Origin of the sequence: Kosakonia sp. YIM B13571 (assembly GCF_042788095.1) — a bacterium.
Taxonomy (GTDB): domain Bacteria; phylum Pseudomonadota; class Gammaproteobacteria; order Enterobacterales; family Enterobacteriaceae; genus Kosakonia; species Kosakonia quasisacchari.
In genome coordinates this window covers 1-20,748 of record NZ_JBHZPL010000001.1, presented here as the reverse complement: position 1 = coordinate 20,748, position 20,748 = coordinate 1, and the positions used below count along the sequence as shown (strand labels likewise).

The following is a 20,748-nucleotide window of genomic DNA, read 5'->3' as shown; positions in this document are numbered from 1 at the left end:
CGCAGCAGAGCATGGCGCGGTAGCCAGCGGAGTGGTAAAACGGTTATACGTGAAACGTATAGGTAAAATAATAATGAAGCGACAAGAGCGTATAGATAGGGTGGATTTGATGCGGACGTATATCCGTATCGTTGAGGCCGGATCGTTGTCGGCGGCGGCGCGTCAGCTGGACACGACACAGGCGACGGTCAGCCGACGTTTGCAGTCGCTGGAGTCGCTGCTTGGCGTTAAGTTGCTATTGCGCACCACTCATGCGATGAAGCTGACGGATGATGGTGAGCGCTGCTACCAGCATGCAAAACGCGTTGCGGATGCCTGGGTTGCGCTGGAAGATGAATTGAGCCAGTCCGATGATGAGCCGGTAGGGATTTTGCGCGTGCGCGCGCCGCATGCCTTTGGTCAGGAACAACTGCTCGGTCCGCTGACTCAGTTTCTTGAACGTCACCCACAACTCTCCGTTGAATGGATGCTCAATGACAAGAATGTCGACTTTCTCAGTGCCAATATCGATTGCGCCATTCGCGTTGGGGCAGAAGTAGATCCGGCAACGGTGTCGGTACTGCTGGCAGAAGTGCCCAGATGTATGGTGGCGTCACCGGCGTTGCTGGCGCGTTTTCCCGCTGTCGAAACGCCGCAGCAGCTCTCAGCGCTGCCATGGATTGCGCTCAGCACTTTCTATCAGCATGAAATTCATCTTAGCCATCTGCAAAGCGGCGATACGGAGCAGGTGGCGATTGCGCCACGGCTTTATACCGACAGCCTGTATGCGGCCCGTAATACCGCCATTGGCGGGCTTGGCGTGACGCTGATTTCCAGTTGGGCGGTGGAAGAGGAGCTGATCAATGGAAAACTGATAGCGCTGTTGCCGCAGTGGCAGGCCGCTCCGCTACCGGTTCACCTGGTTTATCCGTGGGCACGTTATTATCCCGCGCGGTTGCGTAAATTTTTACAACTGATGCGTGAAGTGATGCCGGGACTTGGCGGTATGCGCCATCCGGTGCGACAGGCATAAAAAAGCCGACCCGAGGGTCGGCTTTTTACTGCCAGTGAATTACTCAGCAGATGGCGGTTTCGTCGCCGGTGCGGTCGCTGCGTGGGTGGCGCTGTGACCACCTGCAGAACCTTTTCCGTCAAAGACGAAATCCGGGCGTACCCAGTCACTGTGACGCGGCGCTTCCGGCACATAGGCAGGCGCTGGCGCTTTGGTCATCGGCGCGCTAGCCACTTTGTTTGCTGCTGGAGCAACCCGCGCAACCACCGGTGCTTTCTCCGGCTCGGCAACGACTGGCGCAGACGCGGCTTCGGCAACTTCCTGTACAGTTTCAGGCGCTGGTGTTTCTGCAACTGGTGTGACTTCCTGCTGCGCCGGTTCGGCTTCTGCTGCCACTTCCTGCGCAACGGTGCGGTCTGCTTCGGCAATCAGTTGCGGTTGTTCGTCCACCGGCGCGTCGATGACTTCCGGATGGGTGGTTTCAACGGCAACCGTCTGCGGCGCTTCAACCGAGGCTTGCGGTTCAACCACTACTGGCTCGGCATTTTCAACCGTTGCCTGCGGCTCAATAACTTCCGCTTGCGGATGTGCAACCAATTGCGCTTCAGCAATAGCCGGAGCGATATCCTGCTCAGGGGCGGTATTGTTTTCAGCGGCCATCTCATGAGTCTGCTGCAGATCGTGCTGCTCTTCCTGGTAGCGCGGAACCGGGTAACGGATCCACACTTTACCGGACGCCATTTCCGGTGACGCACAAGCTACGGTCAACGGCATTGCAGATTGGAGCGGGTAGCGCTCATCACGGTAGCGACGGCGACGCTGACCACTCACGCGCAGGTGGCGCGGGGAGCGGCGCGAACGGCGCGGCATCGCGTTGTCACGCGCGTCAGCGTTTTCATCGTGTTCCTGTACCGGTGCGGTTTCTACCACCGCTGGCAGATCGACTTTCGCCAGTTGCGTGTTTTGCTCTGCGGCGTCTTGTACGGTTGCCTCTTCAACGCCGTTTTCTGCGCTGTTGTCACCGCCAATACGCACTTTCTGGCTGAGTTGACGCTGTTTACGACGCGGCATCACCTGTACGCGCTCTTCCTGTTCCGCCTCCTGAACAGGTTGTTCATCACGGTTCAGCTCTTTTACATCCTGCTGCGCCTGGCGTTTATCATCGTTACGACGACGGTTGCGCTCACGGCGAGGTTGCTGCTGCTCGTCACGAGGTTTCGCTTTTTCTGTTTCATCGACAACGACTGGCTGACGAGATTCACGGGCTTCGGCGTTCTGCGGTGATTTCTCGCGGCGGTTACGACGATTCTCTTCGCGACCTTCGCGGTTATCACGGCCTTCGCGCGCCTCATTGCCTTCGCTACGGTTATCACGGCGGTCATTACGATCCCGACGGTTGCCCTGGCGTGGCTTACGGCGATCCTGCTGACGCTCTTGCTTCTCATCTTTTTTCTCTTCTTTCACTTCAACCGGTGCCGGGGTCGCTTCACCCGCGAACAAACCTTTCAGTGCAGAGAAGAAACGGCCAAGCAAGCCTGGTTCGGCAGCAGGTGTTGCGGCAGGTTGCGCCTGGCTCGGTGCTGCGGCTGGCGCTTGTGGTGCTGGCGGAACGTCTGGCATAACGAAGGTGGCTAACGCAGGTTGTTCAGGTAACTTACGTTCGGCGTGCTCTTCTTCAGACGGCATTGCCATCTCTTCTTCATGCAGTTTCGGCAGCAGATAGCTCAGCGTTGGTGTCTCTTCGCCTTTACGCACGCGCAGTACGGAGTAGTGCGGCGTTTCCATCTGGTCGTTTGGTACGATCACGCAGCGTACGCCGCCCTGACGAGCTTCGATAGCGCTTACCGCGGCACGTTTTTCATTCAGCAGGTATGAAGCGACCGGAACCGGCACAATCGCATGCACTTCCTGTGTGTTTTCTTTCAGCGCTTCTTCTTCAATCAGACGCAGAATAGACAGCGACAGGGATTCGTTATCACGAACGGTGCCAGTGCCGCTACAACGCGGGCAGACATGATGGCTGGACTCACCCAACGACGGGCTCAGACGCTGGCGGGACATCTCCAGCAGGCCGAAGCGGGAAATATGGCTGATCTGAATACGCGCACGATCCTGGCGCACCGCTTCACGCAGGCGATTTTCCACCGCGCGCTGGTGGCGTACCGGAGTCATATCAATAAAGTCGATAACGATCAGGCCGCCAAGGTCACGCAGACGCAACTGGCGAGCGATCTCATCTGCCGCTTCCAGGTTCGTGTTAAAGGCGGTTTCTTCAATATCACCACCGCGCGTTGCGCGTGCGGAGTTGATATCGATAGCGGTCAACGCTTCGGTGGTATCAATAACGATAGAACCACCGGACGGCAGACGGACTTCACGCTGGAAAGCGGATTCAATCTGCGACTCAATCTGGTAATGACTGAACAGCGGGATTTCCCCAGTGTACAGTTTAATTTTGCTGCTGAAATCCGGACGACCCAGCGCGGAGATGTGCTGGCGAGCCAGCTCAAGCACTTTCGGGTTATCGATGAGGATTTCGCCGATATCCTGACGCAGATAATCACGGAAGGCGCGCACAACTACGTTGCTTTCCTGATGGATCAAGAATGGAGCAGGGCGACTTTCAGCGGCTTTCTGGATAGCTTCCCAGTGTTTCAGACGGAAGCTCAAATCCCACTGCAGCGCTTCGGCGGATTTACCCACGCCTGCGGTGCGTACGATAAGGCCCATACCATCCGGTAATTCCAGGCTGGAGAGCGCCTCTTTTAGCTCGGTGCGATCGTCGCCTTCAATACGACGAGAAATGCCGCCCGCGCGCGGGTTGTTCGGCATCAGCACCAGGTAGCTACCCGCAAGGCTGATAAAGGTGGTCAGTGCCGCGCCTTTGTTGCCACGCTCTTCTTTATCAATCTGAACGATGACTTCCTGACCTTCACGCAGCACGTCTTTGATGTTCGGACGTCCATGCGCATTGTAATTAGCAGGGAAGTATTCGCGGGCGATCTCTTTGAGGGGGAGGAAACCGTGACGCTCGGCACCGTAATCAACGAATGCGGCTTCAAGGCTGGGTTCAATGCGGGTGATTTTACCTTTGTAGATGTTCGCTTTTTTCTGCTCGTGTCCTGGGCTTTCGATATCCAGGTCGTACAGGCGTTGTCCATCAACAAGTGCGACACGCAACTCTTCTTGCTGAGTTGCGTTGATTAACATTCTTTTCATCGTAACTTACTCATTATTCTTACATTGACGACTAAGCTGCGGGCAAGATAACGCCTTTCCGGGGGAGAACCGATGGCCTCGAGACTATTTGCGTCGCCAACCTCACGGTTGTCGCTCGCTAAAGAGGCGCAGTGTGTCGGTTGCCTGTGTTTCCTGTGGAAAACACAGCGCAATTATCAGGGGAACAGCCTGGGAAAAACTCTCCAGAGAAGATTCCATCTACCGGTAAGGACTGCAACCCGCAGCCCGCTAACTGCCTGAAAGTTCAATACGTCTTACGCCATTGCTGCGTGTATGATCGGACAGGCAAAACTGGTCATTCCGCTCATTTACTTGTTTTAACAAGATTCAACACGGAAAACCGCAACATTATTCCCTGCGAACCCTGTTATAGCAAGCTGACTTTTACCATTTATCACCCGGTTACTCACAGTTTTTTCACCTTTGCCCGGAGATTGGTTTAATAACCGCCGAATCAACCGTGTAAAACGAAGTTACCGAGTTAATTGTAAATATAAGCATAGAAAAATGAGTGGCGCTAATTAGCGTGGCTATTTAGAATCGCCTCCCATGAAAACTGAGACACCATCCGTAAAATTTGTTGCTATTACCGCTGATGAAGCGGGGCAACGTATCGATAATTTTTTGCGTACCCAGCTCAAAGGGGTACCTAAAAGCATGATTTACCGCATCCTGCGCAAGGGTGAAGTGCGGGTGAATAAAAAACGCGTGAAACCGGAATATAAACTGGAAGCAGGGGATGAAATCCGTATTCCGCCGGTACGCGTGGCAGAAAAAGAAGAAGAGGCGGTTTCTCCGCATTTACAAAAAGTTGCTCAGCTAACCGACGTCATTCTCTATGAAGATGATCATATCCTGGTACTGAACAAACCCTCGGGTACGGCAGTACATGGCGGTAGTGGGCTGAGCTTTGGCGTGATTGAAGGTTTGCGTGCTTTGCGCCCGGAAGCCCGTTTCCTTGAGCTGGTTCACCGTTTAGATCGTGATACTTCCGGCGTTTTGCTGGTGGCAAAAAAACGTTCCGCGCTGCGTTCGCTGCATGAGCAATTGCGCGGTAAAGATATGCAGAAGGATTATCTGGCACTGGTCCGCGGCCAGTGGCAGTCGCATGTAAAAGTGGTGCAGGCACCTTTGCTGAAAAATATTCTGCAAAGCGGCGAGCGGATAGTGCGGGTTAATAGCGAAGGCAAGCCTTCGGAAACGCGTTTTAAAGTTGAAGAGCGCTACGAATTCGCCACCCTTATGCGATGTAGCCCGGTGACCGGGCGAACGCATCAGATTCGTGTACATACTCAGCATGCTGGTCACCCAATTGCTTTTGACGATCGTTATGGCGATCGCGACTTTGATAAGCAACTGGCGTCGACCGGGCTGTCGCGTCTGTTCCTGCACGCGGCGGCACTCAAGTTCACGCATCCCCATACCGGCGAGACCATGCGTATAGAAGCGCCGCTTGATGAGGCACTCAAACGCTGTTTACAAGTATTACGCAACGCTAAATAATCTTCCCCCCCCCCCCCCCGCATCTGGGAGGGGGAAAGCACAGTTGCTTACGGCTTCAGCCACCTGTCAAGCCACGGAAACACTTCGTTTTGCTGTTCCTGATAAAAGACGTGCCCCAGCTCAGGCCAGCTTTTCGTCACTAGTTTGTCGTCCGCCTGCTGCGAAGACCAAACCCGATGCACTTTGTCGAAAGCGTCTTTTACCGCTTCTGCCGGGAAAAGCTTGTCTTTGCCACCGCTGAAAATCAGCATCGGCTTCGGCGCGGCGATGCTGGCAATATCCGGAATGTCCATGTGTGCAGGCAAACCGGGATGCAGCATATAAAAAGCAGACTGACCGCGTAACACGTTATTGCCGGGTTGCATCAGGCCGTTATAGGTTCCAAACCACGAAATAACCGCTGTCGCAGCGACTTTTTCGCTCAACGCCGCCAGTTGCCAGGCGCGAAAACCGCCCATTGAGAAACCCAACACGCCAACGCGTTTACTGTCCACACCCGCGTGCGCGGCGATAAAATCGACCGTGCGCATATCTTCATAGGCGACTTCGCCTGCCAGCGAGCGCCCCAGATTGAAGTAGTTACTGGCCAGCGCCTGTTGCTGCTCATAAACCATCGGGCCACGGTCACCCCATCCGGGGCTGTCGATAGCGATAACCGCATAGCCACGGTTCGCCAGTTCATCGCCGATAAATTTCCCGCTGAAAAATTTGTCAGCCCACGCTTGCGCACTGGCGAGTTTCTCCGCATTACCCCAGGGGCGGATCAGCTTCTCTTTGCCGATATCAAATTTCGAGCCATGATCGTGCAACAGAACGATAGCAGGGTGCGGGCCGGGTGTTTTCGGCATCAATAACAGGGCGGAAATGCGGTTATCATCCGTAATGTTCAGCGACAGTTTTTCAGCGGTATAGCTGCCGCGATCTTCTTTGGCTATCGAGCGAGGGGAAAAGGATTTAGTGGCGTCCGGGGTGAGCAGGGCGCTGCGAAATAGCTGGCGGCTATGCGATTGCCACTGGTGGAAATCTTTGAAGTTGCCTGATAACCACGAATCGGGATAGCGCATCTGCGCTTTCAGCGTTTGCCAGCTTGCCGGAAGATTGCCTTCAACAACGCCCTCGGTTTGCCACTCATCTTGCGCATAAACATTGGCAGACGCCAACAGTGCAAACATCAGTAGCAACGTACGTAAAATCATCATCACCTCTCCTTAAATTAAAACGATGTTTTAATATTGGTGATGAATATACTGTTTGTCTAAAAAAGAAACTGTGATCGCGAAAGCATTAGCTTAACAAAGGGTTACAATGTTCACGCCGCAGCATCTGGCACAGCGCGATCAGCGGTAAACCGACCAACGTATTAGGATCGCGTCCTTCAAGCCGTTCAAACAGCGCAATACCTAATCCTTCGCTTTTGAAACTACCGGCACAATTCAACGGACGCTCTTTGCGAACATAGTCGTCGATTTCCTGTTCACTCAAGTGGCGAAAATGGACATCGAAGGGCTCACATTCCGTTTGCAAATGACCGGTGGCGGAATTAAACAGCGCCAGGCCCGTATAAAAAGTCACAATATTGCCGCTGGCCTTCATTAATTGCTGGCGGGCGTTCTCTTCGGTGTGCGGTTTCCCGGTAATTTCGCCGTCAAGCACGCACACCTGATCGGAACCAATAATCAAATGTTGAGGGTATTTTTGCGCCAGTGATTGTGCCTTTTCCTGCGCTAGTCTTAGCACTAAATGTCGAGGCGATTCGCCAGCATGCGGTGTTTCGTCTGTCTGCGGCGCGGCGCATTCGAAGGGTAAACCGATCTTATCGAGTAGAGCGCGGCGGTAGGGCGAAGTGGAAGCGAGAATAATTTGCGACATATTTTTTTCACCAAATATGGCTTAACAATGACAGGCATTTTAAACTGTAGGCCGCAATGTGTGCGAATTATTGGCAAAAGGCAACCGCAGGCTGCCTTTTTCTTTGACTATATGACGTTACAAAGTTAATATGCGCGCCCTATGCAAAAGGTAAAATTACCCCTGACTCTTGATCCGGTTCGCACGGCTCAAAAACGCCTTGATTACGAGGGTATCTATACTCCCGACCAGGCGGAGCGCGTCGCTGAGTCTGTAGTCAGCGTAGACAGTGATGTAGAATGCTCCATGTCGTTCGTTATCGACAACCAGCGCCTTGCCGTATTAACCGGCGATGCAAAGGTAACGGTATCGCTCGAATGTCAGCGTTGCGGGAAACCGTTCACTCATCAGGTCTACACCACGTATTGTTTTAGTCCTGTGCGTTCAGACGAACAGGCTGAAGCACTGCCGGAAGCGTATGAGCCGATTGAGGTTAACGAATTCGGTGAAATCGATCTGCTGGCGCTGGTCGAGGATGAAATCATTCTCTCCCTGCCGGTAGTTCCGGTGCATGATTCTGAACACTGTGAAGTGTCCGAGGCGGACATGGTTTTTGGGGAACTGCCTGATGAAGCGCAGAAACCAAACCCATTTGCCGTATTAGCCAGCTTAAAGCGTAAGTAATTAAGGAGTAAGGTCCATGGCCGTACAACAGAATAAACCAACCCGTTCCAAACGTGGCATGCGTCGTTCCCATGACGCGCTGACCGCAGTCACCAGCCTGTCTGTAGACAAAACTTCTGGTGAAACCCACCTGCGTCACCACATTACCGCCGACGGTTTCTACCGCGGTCGCAAGGTTATCACTAAGTAATCACGCGCAAGCGTGATGAAGCTTAGTGAGGATTTCCCCGCGTAAGCGGGGATAGACCGAACCAGGCTGCGACGATACCTTGACACGTCTAACCCTGGCGTTAGATGTCATGGGGGGAGATTTTGGCCCATCCGTGACAGTGCCTGCAGCTTTGCAGGCACTGAACTCTAATTCTCAACTCAACCTTCTTTTAGTCGGCGATCCCGACGCTATCACGCCATTACTTGCCAAAGCTGATTTCGAGCAACGCTCGCGCTTGCTTATTGTTCCTGCCCAGTCAGTTATTGCCAGTGATGCGCGCGCAGCGCAGGCTATTCGTAGCAGCCGTGGTACTTCTATGCGTATCGCGCTGGAGTTGGTCAAAGAAGGTCGCGCCCAGGCCTGCGTGAGTGCGGGAAATACCGGTGCGCTGATGGGGCTGGCGAAAATGCTGCTCAAACCGATTGACGGAATTGAGCGTCCGGCGCTGGTGACTGTGTTGCCTCATCAACAGAAAGGCAAGACCGTTGTGCTGGATCTCGGGGCAAACGTCGATTGTGACAGCACGATGCTGGCGCAATTTGCCGTGATGGGCGCGGTGATGGCCGAAGAGATCCTCGGTATTGCCAACCCACGTGTGGCGCTACTGAATATTGGCGAAGAAGAAACCAAAGGGCACGATAGCATCCGTGATGCTGCAGCATTATTACGCTCCATGTCCTCAATGAACTACATTGGTTATCTTGAAGCGAACGAATTATTGACCGGCAAAACGGATGTGCTGGTGTGTGACGGTTTTACCGGAAACGTCACATTAAAAACAATGGAAGGTGTTGTCAGAATGTTTCTTTCGCTGCTGAAATCGCAGGGGGAAGGGAAAAAAAGGTCGTGGTGGCTGATTTTATTAAAGCGTTGGTTACAAAAAAGCCTGACAAGGCGATTCAGTCACCTCAACCCCGACCAGTATAATGGCGCCTGTCTGTTAGGATTGCGCGGCACTGTGATTAAGAGTCATGGTGCAGCGAATCAGCGCGCATTTTGCGTGGCAATTGAGCAGGCAGTGCAGGCGGTGCAGCGGCAGGTTCCACAACGGATCGCCGCTCGCCTGGAATCTGTGTATGCACACTCGTCTTCGTCTGCAACGGATGGCGAAAATCAGAGCGTGTGTATATTACCCAAGAGTGACTGAGCGTACATGTATACGAAGATTATTGGTACCGGCAGTTATCTGCCTGAGCAGGTTCGGACAAACGCCGATTTAGAAAAAATGGTGGAGACCTCTGACGAGTGGATTGTCAGTCGTACAGGGATCCGTGAGCGCCGCATCGCCGCTGCAAACGAAACGGTTTCGACCATGGGCTATGAAGCCGCTAAGCGTGCGCTAGAAATGGCAGGCATCGATAACGATCAGATTGGTTTGATCATTGTTGCTACAACCTCTGCAACCCATGCCTTCCCGAGTGCAGCTTGCCAAATCCAGAACATGCTGGAAATCAAAGGCTGCCCGGCGTTTGACGTTGCAGCTGCCTGTGCGGGGTTCACCTATGCGCTGAGCATTGCCGATCAATATGTTAAATCCGGTGCGGTGAAACATGCTTTGGTCATTGGTTCTGACGCGCTCGCGCGCACATTAGATCCTGACGATCGCGGTACGATTATTCTATTTGGTGATGGTGCAGGCGCTGTTGTGCTGGGCACTTCTGAAGAGCCAGGCATCATCTCCACACATATGCACGCAGACGGGAGTTACGGTGAGCTGCTGACGCTGCCTAATCTTGATCGTGTGCATCCAGAAAACCCGACCTATCTGACGATGGCGGGTAACGAAGTATTCAAAGTCGCGGTGACAGAACTGGCGCGTATTGTTGATGAAACATTGACGGCCAATAATCTTGAGCGCAGCGAGCTGGACTGGCTGGTGCCGCATCAGGCTAACTTGCGTATTATCAGCGCGACAGCGAAGAAGCTCGGCATGTCGATGGATAGCGTCGTCGTTACGCTGGACCGCCATGGCAACACCTCCGCAGCTTCCGTTCCCAGCGCGCTTGATGAAGCGGTACGCGACGGACGCATTAAACCGGGGCAACTTGTCCTGCTGGAAGCGTTTGGTGGCGGGTTCACCTGGGGCTCGGCGCTGGTTCGTTTCTGAGTATAAGGATAAAAAATGACGCAATTTGCTTTTGTGTTCCCGGGACAAGGCTCCCAAACCGTCGGTATGTTAGCTGATATGGCCGCCGCTTATCCGGTGATTGAAGAGACATTCGCAGAGGCATCAACTGTCCTGGGTTACGATCTTTGGTCACTGGTGCAACAAGGCCCGGCGGAAGAACTGAACAAAACCTGGCAGACGCAACCGGCGCTGCTGGCTGCTTCTGTCGCGCTGTGGCGCGTATGGCAGCAGCAGGGTGGTAAAACGCCTGCGCTGATGGCGGGGCATAGCCTGGGTGAATACTCCGCATTAGTGTGTGCGGGTGTTATCGCGTTTGCTGATGCGGTTCGCTTGGTTGAACTGCGTGGAAAATTCATGCAGGAAGCCGTGCCGGCGGGTACTGGCGCCATGTCTGCAATTATCGGTCTGGATGATGCGTCTATTGCCAAAGCGTGTGAAGAATCCGCACAAGGGCAGGTTGTCTCTCCGGTGAACTATAATTCGCCAGGCCAGGTGGTTATTGCCGGTCATAAAGAAGCCGTTGAGCGCGCAGGTGCTGCTTGCAAAGCCGCAGGTGCCAAACGCGCGCTGCCGCTGCCAGTGAGCGTACCGTCGCACTGTGCGCTGATGAAGCCTGCTGCAGAAAAACTGGCCGCTGAATTAAATAGCATCACTTTTAACGCGCCGCAGATTCCGGTTGTAAATAACGTGGATGTGCAGTGCGAAACGACGGCAGAAGCGATTCGCGATGCGCTGGTGCGCCAGTTGTATAGCCCGGTGCAATGGACGAAGAGCGTTGAATTTATGGCGTCGCAGGGCATTGTGCACCTGTATGAAGCTGGCCCGGGTAAAGTCCTCACCGGCCTGACTAAACGTATTGTTGACACCCTGACTGCGTCTGCGCTCAACGAGCCGACTGCTGTGTCAGAGGCACTTGCGCAATAAAGAGGAAGACCATGAGTTTTGAAGGAAAAATCGCACTAGTAACCGGTGCAAGCCGCGGTATTGGTCGCGCTATTGCTGAAACCCTTGTTGCCCGTGGCGCGAAGGTTATCGGTACGGCGACCAGCGAGAGTGGCGCGCAGGCGATCAGCGACTATTTAGGTGCAAACGGCAAAGGTCTGCTGCTGAATGTGACCGATGCTGCATCAATCGAATCTGTTCTGGAAAACATTCGCGCAGAATTTGGCGAGGTTGATATTCTGGTAAATAATGCCGGGATCACCCGTGATAACCTGCTGATGCGCATGAAAGATGATGAGTGGAACGATATTCTCAATACCAATCTTTCATCTGTTTTCCGTCTGTCAAAAGCGGTAATGCGCGCTATGATGAAAAAGCGTCATGGGCGTATTATCACTATCGGTTCTGTGGTTGGTACCATGGGAAATGCTGGTCAGGCCAACTACGCTGCGGCGAAAGCGGGTCTTATCGGTTTCAGTAAATCGCTGGCGCGTGAAGTTGCGTCACGCGGTATTACTGTAAACGTTGTTGCTCCGGGTTTTATTGAAACGGACATGACGCGTGCGCTGTCTGATGATCAGCGTGCGGGTATTCTGGCACAGGTTCCTGCGGGTCGCCTTGGCGGTGCTCAGGAAATCGCCAGTGCGGTTGCATTTTTAGCCTCTGACGAGGCAGGTTACATCACTGGTGAAACCCTGCACGTCAATGGCGGAATGTATATGGTTTAACCACGATGAAAATTATTTGCGTTATTAGGGCGAAAGGCCTCAAAATAGCGTAAAATCGTGGTAAGAACTGCCGGGATTTAGTTGCAAATTTTTCAACATTTTATACACTACGAAAACCATCGCGAAAGCGAGTTTTGATAGGAAATTTAAGAGTATGAGCACTATCGAAGAACGCGTTAAGAAAATTATCGGCGAACAGCTGGGCGTTAAGCAGGAAGAAGTTACCAACAATGCTTCCTTCGTTGAAGACCTGGGCGCTGATTCTCTTGACACCGTTGAGCTGGTAATGGCTCTGGAAGAAGAGTTTGATACTGAGATTCCGGACGAAGAAGCTGAGAAGATCACCACCGTTCAGGCTGCCATTGATTACATCAACGGTCACCAGGCGTAAGTGAACATCTCCAGGCGGTCACTCGACCGCCTGAGTTTTATCTGTAGTTATCCCACGAATCTCTTTTTTTATCCCTCCCTGGAGGACAAACGTGTCTAAGCGTCGTGTAGTTGTGACCGGACTTGGCATGTTGTCTCCTGTCGGCAATACCGTAGAGTCTACCTGGAAAGCTCTCCTTGCCGGTCAGAGTGGCATCAGCCTGATCGACCATTTCGATACTAGCGCCTATGCAACCAAATTTGCTGGCTTAGTAAAGGATTTTAACTGTGAAGACATCATCTCGCGCAAAGAACAGCGCAAGATGGATGACTTCATTCAATATGGAATTGTGGCTGGCGTTCAGGCCATGCAGGATTCCGGCCTTGAAGTCACAGAAGAGAACGCATCCCGTATTGGCGCAGCGATTGGTTCTGGTATCGGCGGCCTCGGCCTGATCGAAGAAAACCACAGTTCCCTCGCCAAGGGTGGGCCGCGTAAAATCAGTCCGTTCTTTGTACCATCAACGATTGTTAACATGGTGGCGGGTCATCTGACTATCATGTTCGGTTTGCAAGGCCCGAGTATTTCCATTGCGACAGCGTGTACCTCTGGTGTGCATAACATCGGTCACGCGGCGCGTATCATTGCCTACGGCGATGCCGACGCAATGCTGGCCGGCGGCGCAGAAAAAGCCAGTACGCCTTTAGGCGTTGGTGGCTTTGGTGCAGCGCGCGCGCTATCTACCCGCAATGATAACCCGCAGGCGGCAAGCCGTCCGTGGGACAAAGAGCGTGACGGCTTTGTTCTCGGCGATGGCGCTGGCATCATCATGCTGGAAGAGTACGAGCATGCGAAAAAGCGTGGCGCGAAAATTTATGCTGAAATCGTCGGCTTTGGTATGAGCAGCGATGCTTATCATATGACGTCTCCGCCGGAAAACGGCGCGGGTGCTGCGAAGGCGATGGTTAATGCCCTGCGTGATGCCGGCATCACCCCTGGTCAGATTGGCTATGTTAATGCGCACGGTACGTCCACGCCGGCGGGCGATATGGCAGAAACACAGGCAGTGAAATCGGTCTTTGGCGACGCGGCTCGCACAGTAATGGTTAGCTCGACCAAATCGATGACCGGCCATCTGTTGGGTGCAGCAGGCGCAGTAGAATCTATCTACTCGATCCTCGCCCTGCGCGATCAGGCCGTTCCACCGACCATCAACCTGGATAACCCGGATGAAGGTTGCGATCTGGATTTTGTGCCGCATGTTGCACGCCAGGTGAGCGGCATGGAGTACACCCTGTGTAACTCCTTCGGTTTCGGTGGCACCAACGGCTCGCTGATCTTCAAGAAAGTCTGATCATTGAGCTGTGTACTGAAGGCCCGCTTGTCGGGCCTTTTCTATTCGGGTTTATCCCCTTGTCCTGCGCTTTTCATCCTGCCAAACTGTCCGGCCAGACGTATAAAGGAGCGCTCTATGTTCTTGATTAATGGTAAAGAGCAGCAATGGCTGGCCGCTAATGATCGGGCGACGCAATTTGGCGATGGTTGTTTTACCACTGCGCGCATCCTTGAAGGACAAATACAGTTTCTCGATGCGCATCTTCAGCGCTTGCGTCTCGCCTGTAAACGGCTCCAGATCTCTTATCTCGAGTGGGACATACTGGCGCGGGAAATGGCGTACCTTGCGAGAGAAAAAGAAGAGGGTGTGTTGAAAGTTATTCTCAGCCGTGGCACTGGCGGACGAGGGTATAGCGCAGCAGGTTGTGAAACGCCGACGCGGATAGTGTCGGTATCAGCAAGCCCTGCGCATTACGCTCGTTGGCGGCGGGAAGGGGTAACACTGGCGCTGAGTGATATTCGCCTCGGGCGCAACCCGATGCTCGCCGGGATCAAACACCTTAACCGCCTGGAGCAGGTATTGATTCGTACCGGGCTTGAGCAGACCTCTGCCGATGAAGCGCTGGTGCTGGATAGTGAAGGCTGGTTGATTGAATGTTGTGCTGCCAATATCTTCTGGCGGCAGGGTGCGAAAATCTTTACACCGCGTGTGGATCAGGCCGGTGTGGACGGCATTATGCGTCAATATTGTTTGCGCCAACTGACAACATCTGCTTTTGAGGTTGTCGAAGTCAATGCGCGGCACGATGTGCTGGTGCTGGCCGACGAAGTCATTATTTGTAACGCGTTGATGCCGGTTGTTCCCGTCCGCCAATGGGCGGAACACCATTGGTCAGCGCGCGATTTGTACCATTTTTTAGCCCCCTTGTGTGAGCGCATAAATCCGTCATGAAGAAAATGTTACGCGTAATTCTCCTCCTGTTGGCTTTGCTGGTTATCGCGGCGGGAGCGGGCGTCTGGAAGGTTCGCCAGTTAGCGGATAGCCAGATCCTGATTAAAGATGAAACCATTTTCACACTGCCCGCCGGAACCGGTCGTTTGGCGTTGGGTGAATTGCTGTATCGCGAAAAGGTGATTAATCGCCCGCGCGTGTTTCAATGGCTGCTGCGGCTGGAACCGGATCTTTCACATTTCAAAGCTGGCACCTACCGTTTTACGCCGAAGATGACCGTGCGCGAGATGCTGCAGTTACTGGAGAGCGGTAAAGAAGCGCAATTTCCGCTGCGTCTGGTTGAAGGTATGCGCCTGAGTGATTACCTCAAGCAATTGCGCGATGCACCGTATATTAAGCACACGCTGAAAGATGACGACTACGCCACGGTGGCCCAGGCGCTGAAGCTGGAGCACCCGCAATGGGTTGAAGGCTGGTTCTGGCCCGATACCTGGATGTACACCGCGAATACGACAGACATTGCGTTACTCAAGCGCGCGCATCAGAAAATGTCGCGTGCGGTGGAGCAAGCCTGGGAAGGGCGCATGGAAGGGCTACCGTATAAAGATCAGAACCAACTGGTAACAATGGCGTCGATTGTCGAAAAAGAGACGGCTGTCGCCAGCGAACGCGATCAGGTGGCCTCCGTCTTTATTAACCGCTTGCGCATCGGGATGCGGCTGCAAACCGATCCGACGGTTATCTACGGGATGGGCGCGCGTTATAATGGTAAGCTGTCGCGCGCCGATCTGGAAACGCCGACTGACTATAACACCTATGTGATTAGCGGCTTGCCGCCTGGCCCTATCGCTACACCCGGTGAGGCCTCGCTGAAAGCGGCGGCGCATCCGGCGAAGACGCCGTATCTCTATTTTGTCGCTGATGGTCAAGGTGGGCATACATTTAATACCAATCTCGCCAGCCATAACCGGGCAGTGCAGGACTACCTGAAAGTACTTAAGGAAAAAAATGGGCAGTAAATACATCGTTATCGAAGGGCTTGAAGGCGCAGGGAAAACCACGGCGCGTGATGTCATCGTTGAGACGCTGCAAGAGCTTGGCGTCGGTGAAATGGTGTTTACGCGGGAGCCGGGGGGGACGCTGTTGGCGGAAAAATTGCGCAGCCTGGTGCTGGATATCCGTTCCGTTGGTGATGAAGTGATCACAGATAAGGCCGAAGTTCTGATGTTTTACGCCGCCCGGGTTCAACTGGTAGAAACTGTCATTAAACCTGCACTTGCGCGTGGTTGCTGGGTGATCGGCGATCGTCATGATCTCTCTACACAGGCGTACCAGGGCGGTGGACGAGGCATTGACCAAACCATGTTGGCCACGCTGCGCGATGCCGTGCTGGGGGATTTTCGCCCCGATTTGACGCTCTACCTGGATGTCACACCAGAAGTCGGTCTGAAACGTGCGCGTGCGCGTGGCGAGTTGGATCGTATTGAACAAGAGTCGCTGGATTTCTTCAACCGTACCCGTGCGCGTTATCTGGAACTGGCTGCGCAAGATGAACGTATTCGCACCGTTGATGCTACTCAACCGCTGGAAAAAGTGATTGCCGACATCCGCCAGACAGTGACAGCCTGGGTGCAGGAGCAGGGCGCATGAAATGGTATCCGTGGCTACGCCCCGATTTTGAGCAACTGGTTGCCAGTTATCAGATCGGTCGTGGGCACCACGCGTTGCTGATCCACGCCCTGCCGGGGATGGGTGAAGATGCGTTGATTTACGCCATCAGCCGTTTCTTGCTATGCCAGACACCCGAAGGGCATAAAAGCTGCGGTCACTGCCGAGGCTGCCAGCTTATGCAGGCTGGAACACATCCTGATTACTATGCTCTTGCACCGGAAAAAGGGAAATCCGCGCTTGGCATTGATGCGGTACGCGAAGTGAATGAAAAGCTTTATGAGCATGCGCGGCTGGGCGGTGCAAAAGTGGTGTGGATCCAGGATGCCGCATTATTGACCGACGCTGCCGCCAACGCTTTGCTGAAGACGTTGGAAGAACCTCCCGCGCGCACCTGGTTCTTCCTTGGCTGTCGGGAACCGGCAAGATTATTAGCGACGTTGCGCAGCCGCTGTCGCTTGCATCACCTTGCGCCACCCGCAGAAAACTACGCCTGCAGCTGGCTTGCGCGGGAAGTCACCGCGTCGCAAGAGACGATTCTGACCGCATTGCGTTTGTGCGCCGGTTCGCCTGGTGCGGCAGAAGCGCTGCTTCAGGACGATGTTTGGGCGCAACGGCAGACGCTGTGCCAGGCGACAGACACGGCGCTCAATAACGGTGACTGGTTGGCTATGTTCCCGACGCTGAACCACGACAAAGTGGCTGAGCGTTTACAGTGGCTCTCTGCGTTGCTTCTTGATGCATTGAAAATGCAGCAAGGCGCGACGTTGCTCAGTAACGTTGATGCTTTAGCGTTGGTAGAAAAGCTGGCGCGCCAGGTGCAAGCGTCAACGCTGCACGCGCAGCTGCATGCTATTTTTACCTGTCGTGAACAGTTGCTTAGTGTGGTCGGGGTTAACCGCGAGTTGCTGCTGACCGATCTATTGTTAACGCTGGAACGTTACCAGCAAACAGGCGTAACGCTTCCTGTATCCCATCTGTAAGAGAACATTATGTTTTTAGTTGATTCGCACTGCCACCTCGATGGCTTGGATTACCACTCTTTGCACAAAGATGTTGATGATGTGCTGGCGAAAGCTGCCGCGCGCGATGTGAAGTTTTGTCTGGCGGTTGCCACGACGTTACCGGGTTACCGCTCAATGCGTGCGCTGGTGGGGGAGCGGCCGAATGTGGTCTTTTCCTGCGGTGTGCATCCGCTGAACCAGGATGAAGAGTACGACGTTGAAACGCTGCGCCAACTGGCGGCGGAAGAGGGTGTTGTGGCGATGGGAGAAACCGGGCTGGACTATTTTTATACGCCAGAAACTAAGCCCCGCCAGCAGGAGTCCTTTCGTCACCATATCCGCATTGGCCGTGAATTGAACAAGCCAGTGATTGTACACACGCGCGATGCGCGGGCCGATACGCTCGCGATTTTGCAGGAAGAGCGAGTGATGGATTGCGGCGGAGTGTTGCACTGTTTTACCGAAGATCGCGAAACGGCGGGGAAGCTACTGGATATGGGCTTTTACATCTCTTTTTCGGGTATCGTCACGTTCCGCAACGCAGAGCAACTGCGTGATGCGGCACGTTATATCCCGCTCGATCGTTTACTGGTCGAAACCGATTCGCCTTATCTCGCCCCGGTGCCACATCGCGGCAAAGAGAACCAGCCAGCGATGACCCGTGATGTGGCGGAATATATGGCGGTGCTGAAAGGTGTTTCTGTCGAAGAGCTGGCTCAACAAACGACACAGAACTTTGGCCATTTGTTTCATATCGACCCATCCCGCCTGCAATCTGCCTGATCTGTCAGCTTATTTTAGTACTCGTAATTAATAAACGATCGGAGTAAAGTTCACCGCCATAAAAAAGGCGGTGGCGGTCGTTTTTCATACGGAAGCTGCCACCTTTTGTAAATCAGTGTGAGTTTCGCGACTGACGCTAGCTGAAACGTGATAGCCGTCAAACAAACTTTTACTGATTTATTTTACTCTGTGTAATAAATAAAGGGCGCTTAGATGCCCTTCCCACGGCGCGGTTCTCCCCCCTCGCCAATGCGTGAAAACGTAGAAAAAAGCACTAATACTCAGGAGCACTCTCAATTATGTTTAAGAATGCATTTGCTAACCTGCAGAAGGTCGGTAAATCGCTGATGCTGCCAGTATCCGTACTGCCTATTGCAGGTATCCTGCTGGGCGTCGGTTCTGCAAACTTCAGCTGGCTGCCAGAAGTGGTTTCCCACGTTATGGCCGAAGCGGGCGGTTCCGTTTTTGCTAACATGCCGTTGATCTTCGCTATCGGTGTTGCGCTTGGCTTCACCAATAACGACGGCGTTTCGGCTCTGGCCTCAGTTGTTGCCTACGGCATCATGGTGAAAACCATGGCAGTGGTTGCACCTCTGGTTCTGCATTTACCTGCTGAAGAAATTGCCGCAAAACACCTGGCTGATACCGGTGTGCTGGGCGGTATTATCTCCGGTGCGATTGCCGCGTATATGTTTAACCGCTTCTATCGCATCAAGCTGCCTGAGTATCTGGGCTTCTTCGCTGGTAAACGTTTTGTGCCGATCATCTCCGGTCTGATAGCGATTTTCACCGGCGTGATCCTCTCCTTTATTTGGCCGCCGATCGGTACTGCGATTCAGACCTTCTCCCAGTGGGCCGCTTATCAGAACCCGGTTGTGGCGTTCGGTATCTACGGCTTCATTGAACGTTGCCTGGTACCGTTTGGTCTGCACCATATCTGGAACGTACCTTTCCAGATGCAGATTGGTGAGTTCACCAACGCAGCAGGCCAGGTGTTCCATGGCGATATCCCGCGTTATATGGCGGGTGACCCGACTGCGGGTAAACTGTCTGGCGGCTTCCTGTTTAAAATGTACGGTCTGCCGGCTGCTGCTATCGCTATCTGGCACTCTGCAAAACCGGAAAACCGCGCGAAAGTGGGCGGTATCATGATCTCCGCAGCGCTGACCTCGTTCCTGACCGGTATCACCGAGCCGATCGAGTTCTCCTTCATGTTCGTTGCGCCGATCCTGTACGTTATCCACGCGATTCTGGCAGGCCTGGCATTCCCGATCTGTATCCTGCTGGGTATGCGTGACGGTACGTCGTTCTCTCACGGTCTGATTGACTTCATCGTGCTGAGCGGTAACAGCAGCAAACTGTGGCTGTTCCCGATTGTCGGTGCGGGTTATGCGGTGGTCTACTACACCATCTTCCGCGTGCTGATCAAAGCGCTGGATCTGAAAACTCCGGGTCGTGAAGACACCACTGAAGAGAGCAAAGCTGGTGTTACCAGTGAAATGGCTCCGGCTCTGGTTACTGCGTTCGGCGGTAAAGAGAACATCACCAACCTGGATGCGTGCATCACGCGTCTGCGTGTCAGCGTGGCTGACGTAGCGAAAGTGGATCAGGCTGGCCTGAAGAAACTGGGTGCTGCGGGTGTGGTTGTTGCTGGTTCCGGTGTGCAGGCAATTTTCGGTACGAAGTCCGATAACCTGAAAACCGAAATGGATGAGTACATCCGTAGCAACTAAGCCATAGTCTGGGGAGACTGAGGGAGCCTGATGGCTCCCTTTTTTATTGCCCACTTAAAACCACGTTCTGTGGATCGGGTCAGCAACAGGTTTTGCCTCCGGAATTAAATTTCACGGGACAGGCAGAAGCTTCTTTTTCAGAATTTCGGTCTGCCCTTCCAGGCGCCATCAGTGTTGCCTTTGATAACGGCGAATTTTCACTGTTCTGAAAGAACAGAGGAAGAACGTCAAACACCACCGCCAACAGCTCATGTGCCATTAACCGGCCTGCTCCGGCAAACTCGCTGTTTTGTCACAGAAGCGTTCCACAAACTCACGCCCGATTTAGCGATAAACGCCTGAAGGTAAGTAAACCGGAAGCGTCTGCCATAAGAGCTTCGCTGGTGCTGACTGAGGTGTTGGAAACTGAGCTGTTGCATGCAATGGCGGTTTGAAAGGGATTTCCAGGATGTCGCCACACAGGTTTTGGCAAACATAATCTGTAAAGCATAAAAAAGCCCGCCAGTAAGATTGGACTGACCCCATAAAGTTGGACAGTTCATGTTAAGCGGTGGACTGACCCCGCCCCGGTAGACGATCCTGCCCTATAGTTTGAGCATAGGAGGAGCGTATGGGCACACCACGATTT

At 53.6% G+C, this 20,748-nt stretch carries 19 protein-coding genes; 16 read left to right on the top strand and 3 right to left on the bottom strand.

The features are described 5' to 3' along the window. The first annotated feature begins 109 nt into the window (after window positions 1-109). The gene (locus ACFX4O_RS00095; protein WP_380206420.1) at window positions 110-1,012 is read left to right on the top strand and encodes a LysR family transcriptional regulator; all 903 of its coding nucleotides are present in this window, start codon (window positions 110-112) and stop codon (window positions 1,010-1,012) included. A gap of 39 nt (window positions 1,013-1,051) precedes the next feature. On the opposite strand, the gene rne is transcribed toward ACFX4O_RS00095, so the two are convergent. After that, on the bottom strand, window positions 1,052-4,210 hold the full coding sequence (gene rne, locus ACFX4O_RS00090; RefSeq protein ID WP_380206418.1) for a ribonuclease E: 3,159 nt from the start codon (window positions 4,208-4,210) through the stop codon (window positions 1,052-1,054). 570 nt (window positions 4,211-4,780) lie between these two features. Here rne and rluC point away from each other — a divergent pair. Then, a complete protein-coding gene (gene rluC, locus ACFX4O_RS00085) occupies window positions 4,781-5,734 on the top strand; it encodes a 23S rRNA pseudouridine(955/2504/2580) synthase RluC (protein WP_131411763.1) in 954 nt (317 codons plus the stop codon). 47 nt (window positions 5,735-5,781) lie between these two features. Here the strand turns inward: rluC and ACFX4O_RS00080 are convergent, their stop codons facing one another. Continuing rightward, window positions 5,782-6,930 carry a dienelactone hydrolase family protein gene (locus tag ACFX4O_RS00080; RefSeq protein WP_380207611.1) on the bottom strand — a complete coding sequence of 383 codons (1,149 nt, stop codon included), beginning with the start codon at window positions 6,928-6,930 and terminating at the stop codon, window positions 5,782-5,784. Between the two features lie 88 nt (window positions 6,931-7,018). Further along, window positions 7,019-7,603, bottom strand: coding sequence for a Maf family protein (locus ACFX4O_RS00075; protein WP_380206416.1), 585 nt, complete (start codon window positions 7,601-7,603; stop codon window positions 7,019-7,021). A gap of 141 nt (window positions 7,604-7,744) precedes the next feature. Between ACFX4O_RS00075 and yceD the strand changes: the two genes are divergently transcribed. The 14 genes from yceD (at window position 7,745) to ptsG (ending at window position 20,120) form a co-directional block, all read left to right on the top strand. Next, complete coding sequence (gene yceD, locus ACFX4O_RS00070) at window positions 7,745-8,266, top strand: 23S rRNA accumulation protein YceD (protein ID WP_065368743.1); 522 nt, start codon at window positions 7,745-7,747, stop codon at window positions 8,264-8,266. Between the two features lie 16 nt (window positions 8,267-8,282). Beyond that, window positions 8,283-8,456 (top strand): 50S ribosomal protein L32, encoded by a 174-nt coding sequence (rpmF, locus tag ACFX4O_RS00065; protein ID WP_007374494.1) that lies wholly within the window; start codon window positions 8,283-8,285, stop codon window positions 8,454-8,456. 79 nt (window positions 8,457-8,535) lie between these two features. Beyond that, complete coding sequence (gene plsX / locus ACFX4O_RS00060) at window positions 8,536-9,624, top strand: phosphate acyltransferase PlsX (protein WP_131411769.1); 1,089 nt, start codon at window positions 8,536-8,538, stop codon at window positions 9,622-9,624. Window positions 9,625-9,630: 6 nt separating this feature from the next. After that, window positions 9,631-10,584 (top strand): beta-ketoacyl-ACP synthase III, encoded by a 954-nt coding sequence (locus ACFX4O_RS00055; protein ID WP_020457448.1) that lies wholly within the window; start codon window positions 9,631-9,633, stop codon window positions 10,582-10,584. A 15-nt stretch (window positions 10,585-10,599) separates the two neighbouring features. Next, complete coding sequence (fabD, locus tag ACFX4O_RS00050) at window positions 10,600-11,529, top strand: ACP S-malonyltransferase (protein WP_380206412.1); 930 nt, start codon at window positions 10,600-10,602, stop codon at window positions 11,527-11,529. 11 nt (window positions 11,530-11,540) lie between these two features. Next, the gene (gene fabG, locus ACFX4O_RS00045) at window positions 11,541-12,275 is read left to right on the top strand and encodes a 3-oxoacyl-ACP reductase FabG (protein WP_131411773.1); all 735 of its coding nucleotides are present in this window, start codon (window positions 11,541-11,543) and stop codon (window positions 12,273-12,275) included. Window positions 12,276-12,429: 154 nt separating this feature from the next. Further along, window positions 12,430-12,666 (top strand): acyl carrier protein, encoded by a 237-nt coding sequence (gene acpP / locus ACFX4O_RS00040; protein ID WP_000103754.1) that lies wholly within the window; start codon window positions 12,430-12,432, stop codon window positions 12,664-12,666. 91 nt (window positions 12,667-12,757) lie between these two features. Then, a complete protein-coding gene (gene fabF / locus ACFX4O_RS00035; RefSeq protein ID WP_131411775.1) occupies window positions 12,758-13,999 on the top strand; it encodes a beta-ketoacyl-ACP synthase II in 1,242 nt (413 codons plus the stop codon). 117 nt (window positions 14,000-14,116) lie between these two features. Next, window positions 14,117-14,932: an aminodeoxychorismate lyase gene (pabC, locus tag ACFX4O_RS00030; protein WP_380206409.1), complete on the top strand. Its 816-nt coding sequence runs from the start codon at window positions 14,117-14,119 to the stop codon at window positions 14,930-14,932. After that, window positions 14,929-15,951 (top strand): cell division protein YceG, encoded by a 1,023-nt coding sequence (yceG, locus tag ACFX4O_RS00025; RefSeq protein ID WP_131411779.1) that lies wholly within the window; start codon window positions 14,929-14,931, stop codon window positions 15,949-15,951. The genes pabC and yceG overlap by 4 nt, the downstream gene beginning before the upstream one ends. Further along, entirely contained in the window at window positions 15,941-16,582 is a 642-nt protein-coding gene (gene tmk, locus ACFX4O_RS00020) for a dTMP kinase (RefSeq protein ID WP_131411781.1), read from the top strand. Before yceG ends, tmk begins: the two co-directional genes overlap by 11 nt. Beyond that, window positions 16,579-17,583, top strand: coding sequence for a DNA polymerase III subunit delta' (gene holB / locus ACFX4O_RS00015; protein WP_131411783.1), 1,005 nt, complete (start codon window positions 16,579-16,581; stop codon window positions 17,581-17,583). The genes tmk and holB overlap by 4 nt, the downstream gene beginning before the upstream one ends. A 9-nt stretch (window positions 17,584-17,592) precedes the next feature. Next, window positions 17,593-18,387, top strand: a complete 795-nt coding sequence (locus ACFX4O_RS00010; protein ID WP_380206406.1) for a metal-dependent hydrolase — start codon at window positions 17,593-17,595, stop codon at window positions 18,385-18,387. Window positions 18,388-18,686: 299 nt separating this feature from the next. Then, window positions 18,687-20,120: a PTS glucose transporter subunit IIBC gene (gene ptsG / locus ACFX4O_RS00005; protein ID WP_131411787.1), complete on the top strand. Its 1,434-nt coding sequence runs from the start codon at window positions 18,687-18,689 to the stop codon at window positions 20,118-20,120. Window positions 20,121-20,748: the final 628 nt, after the last annotated feature.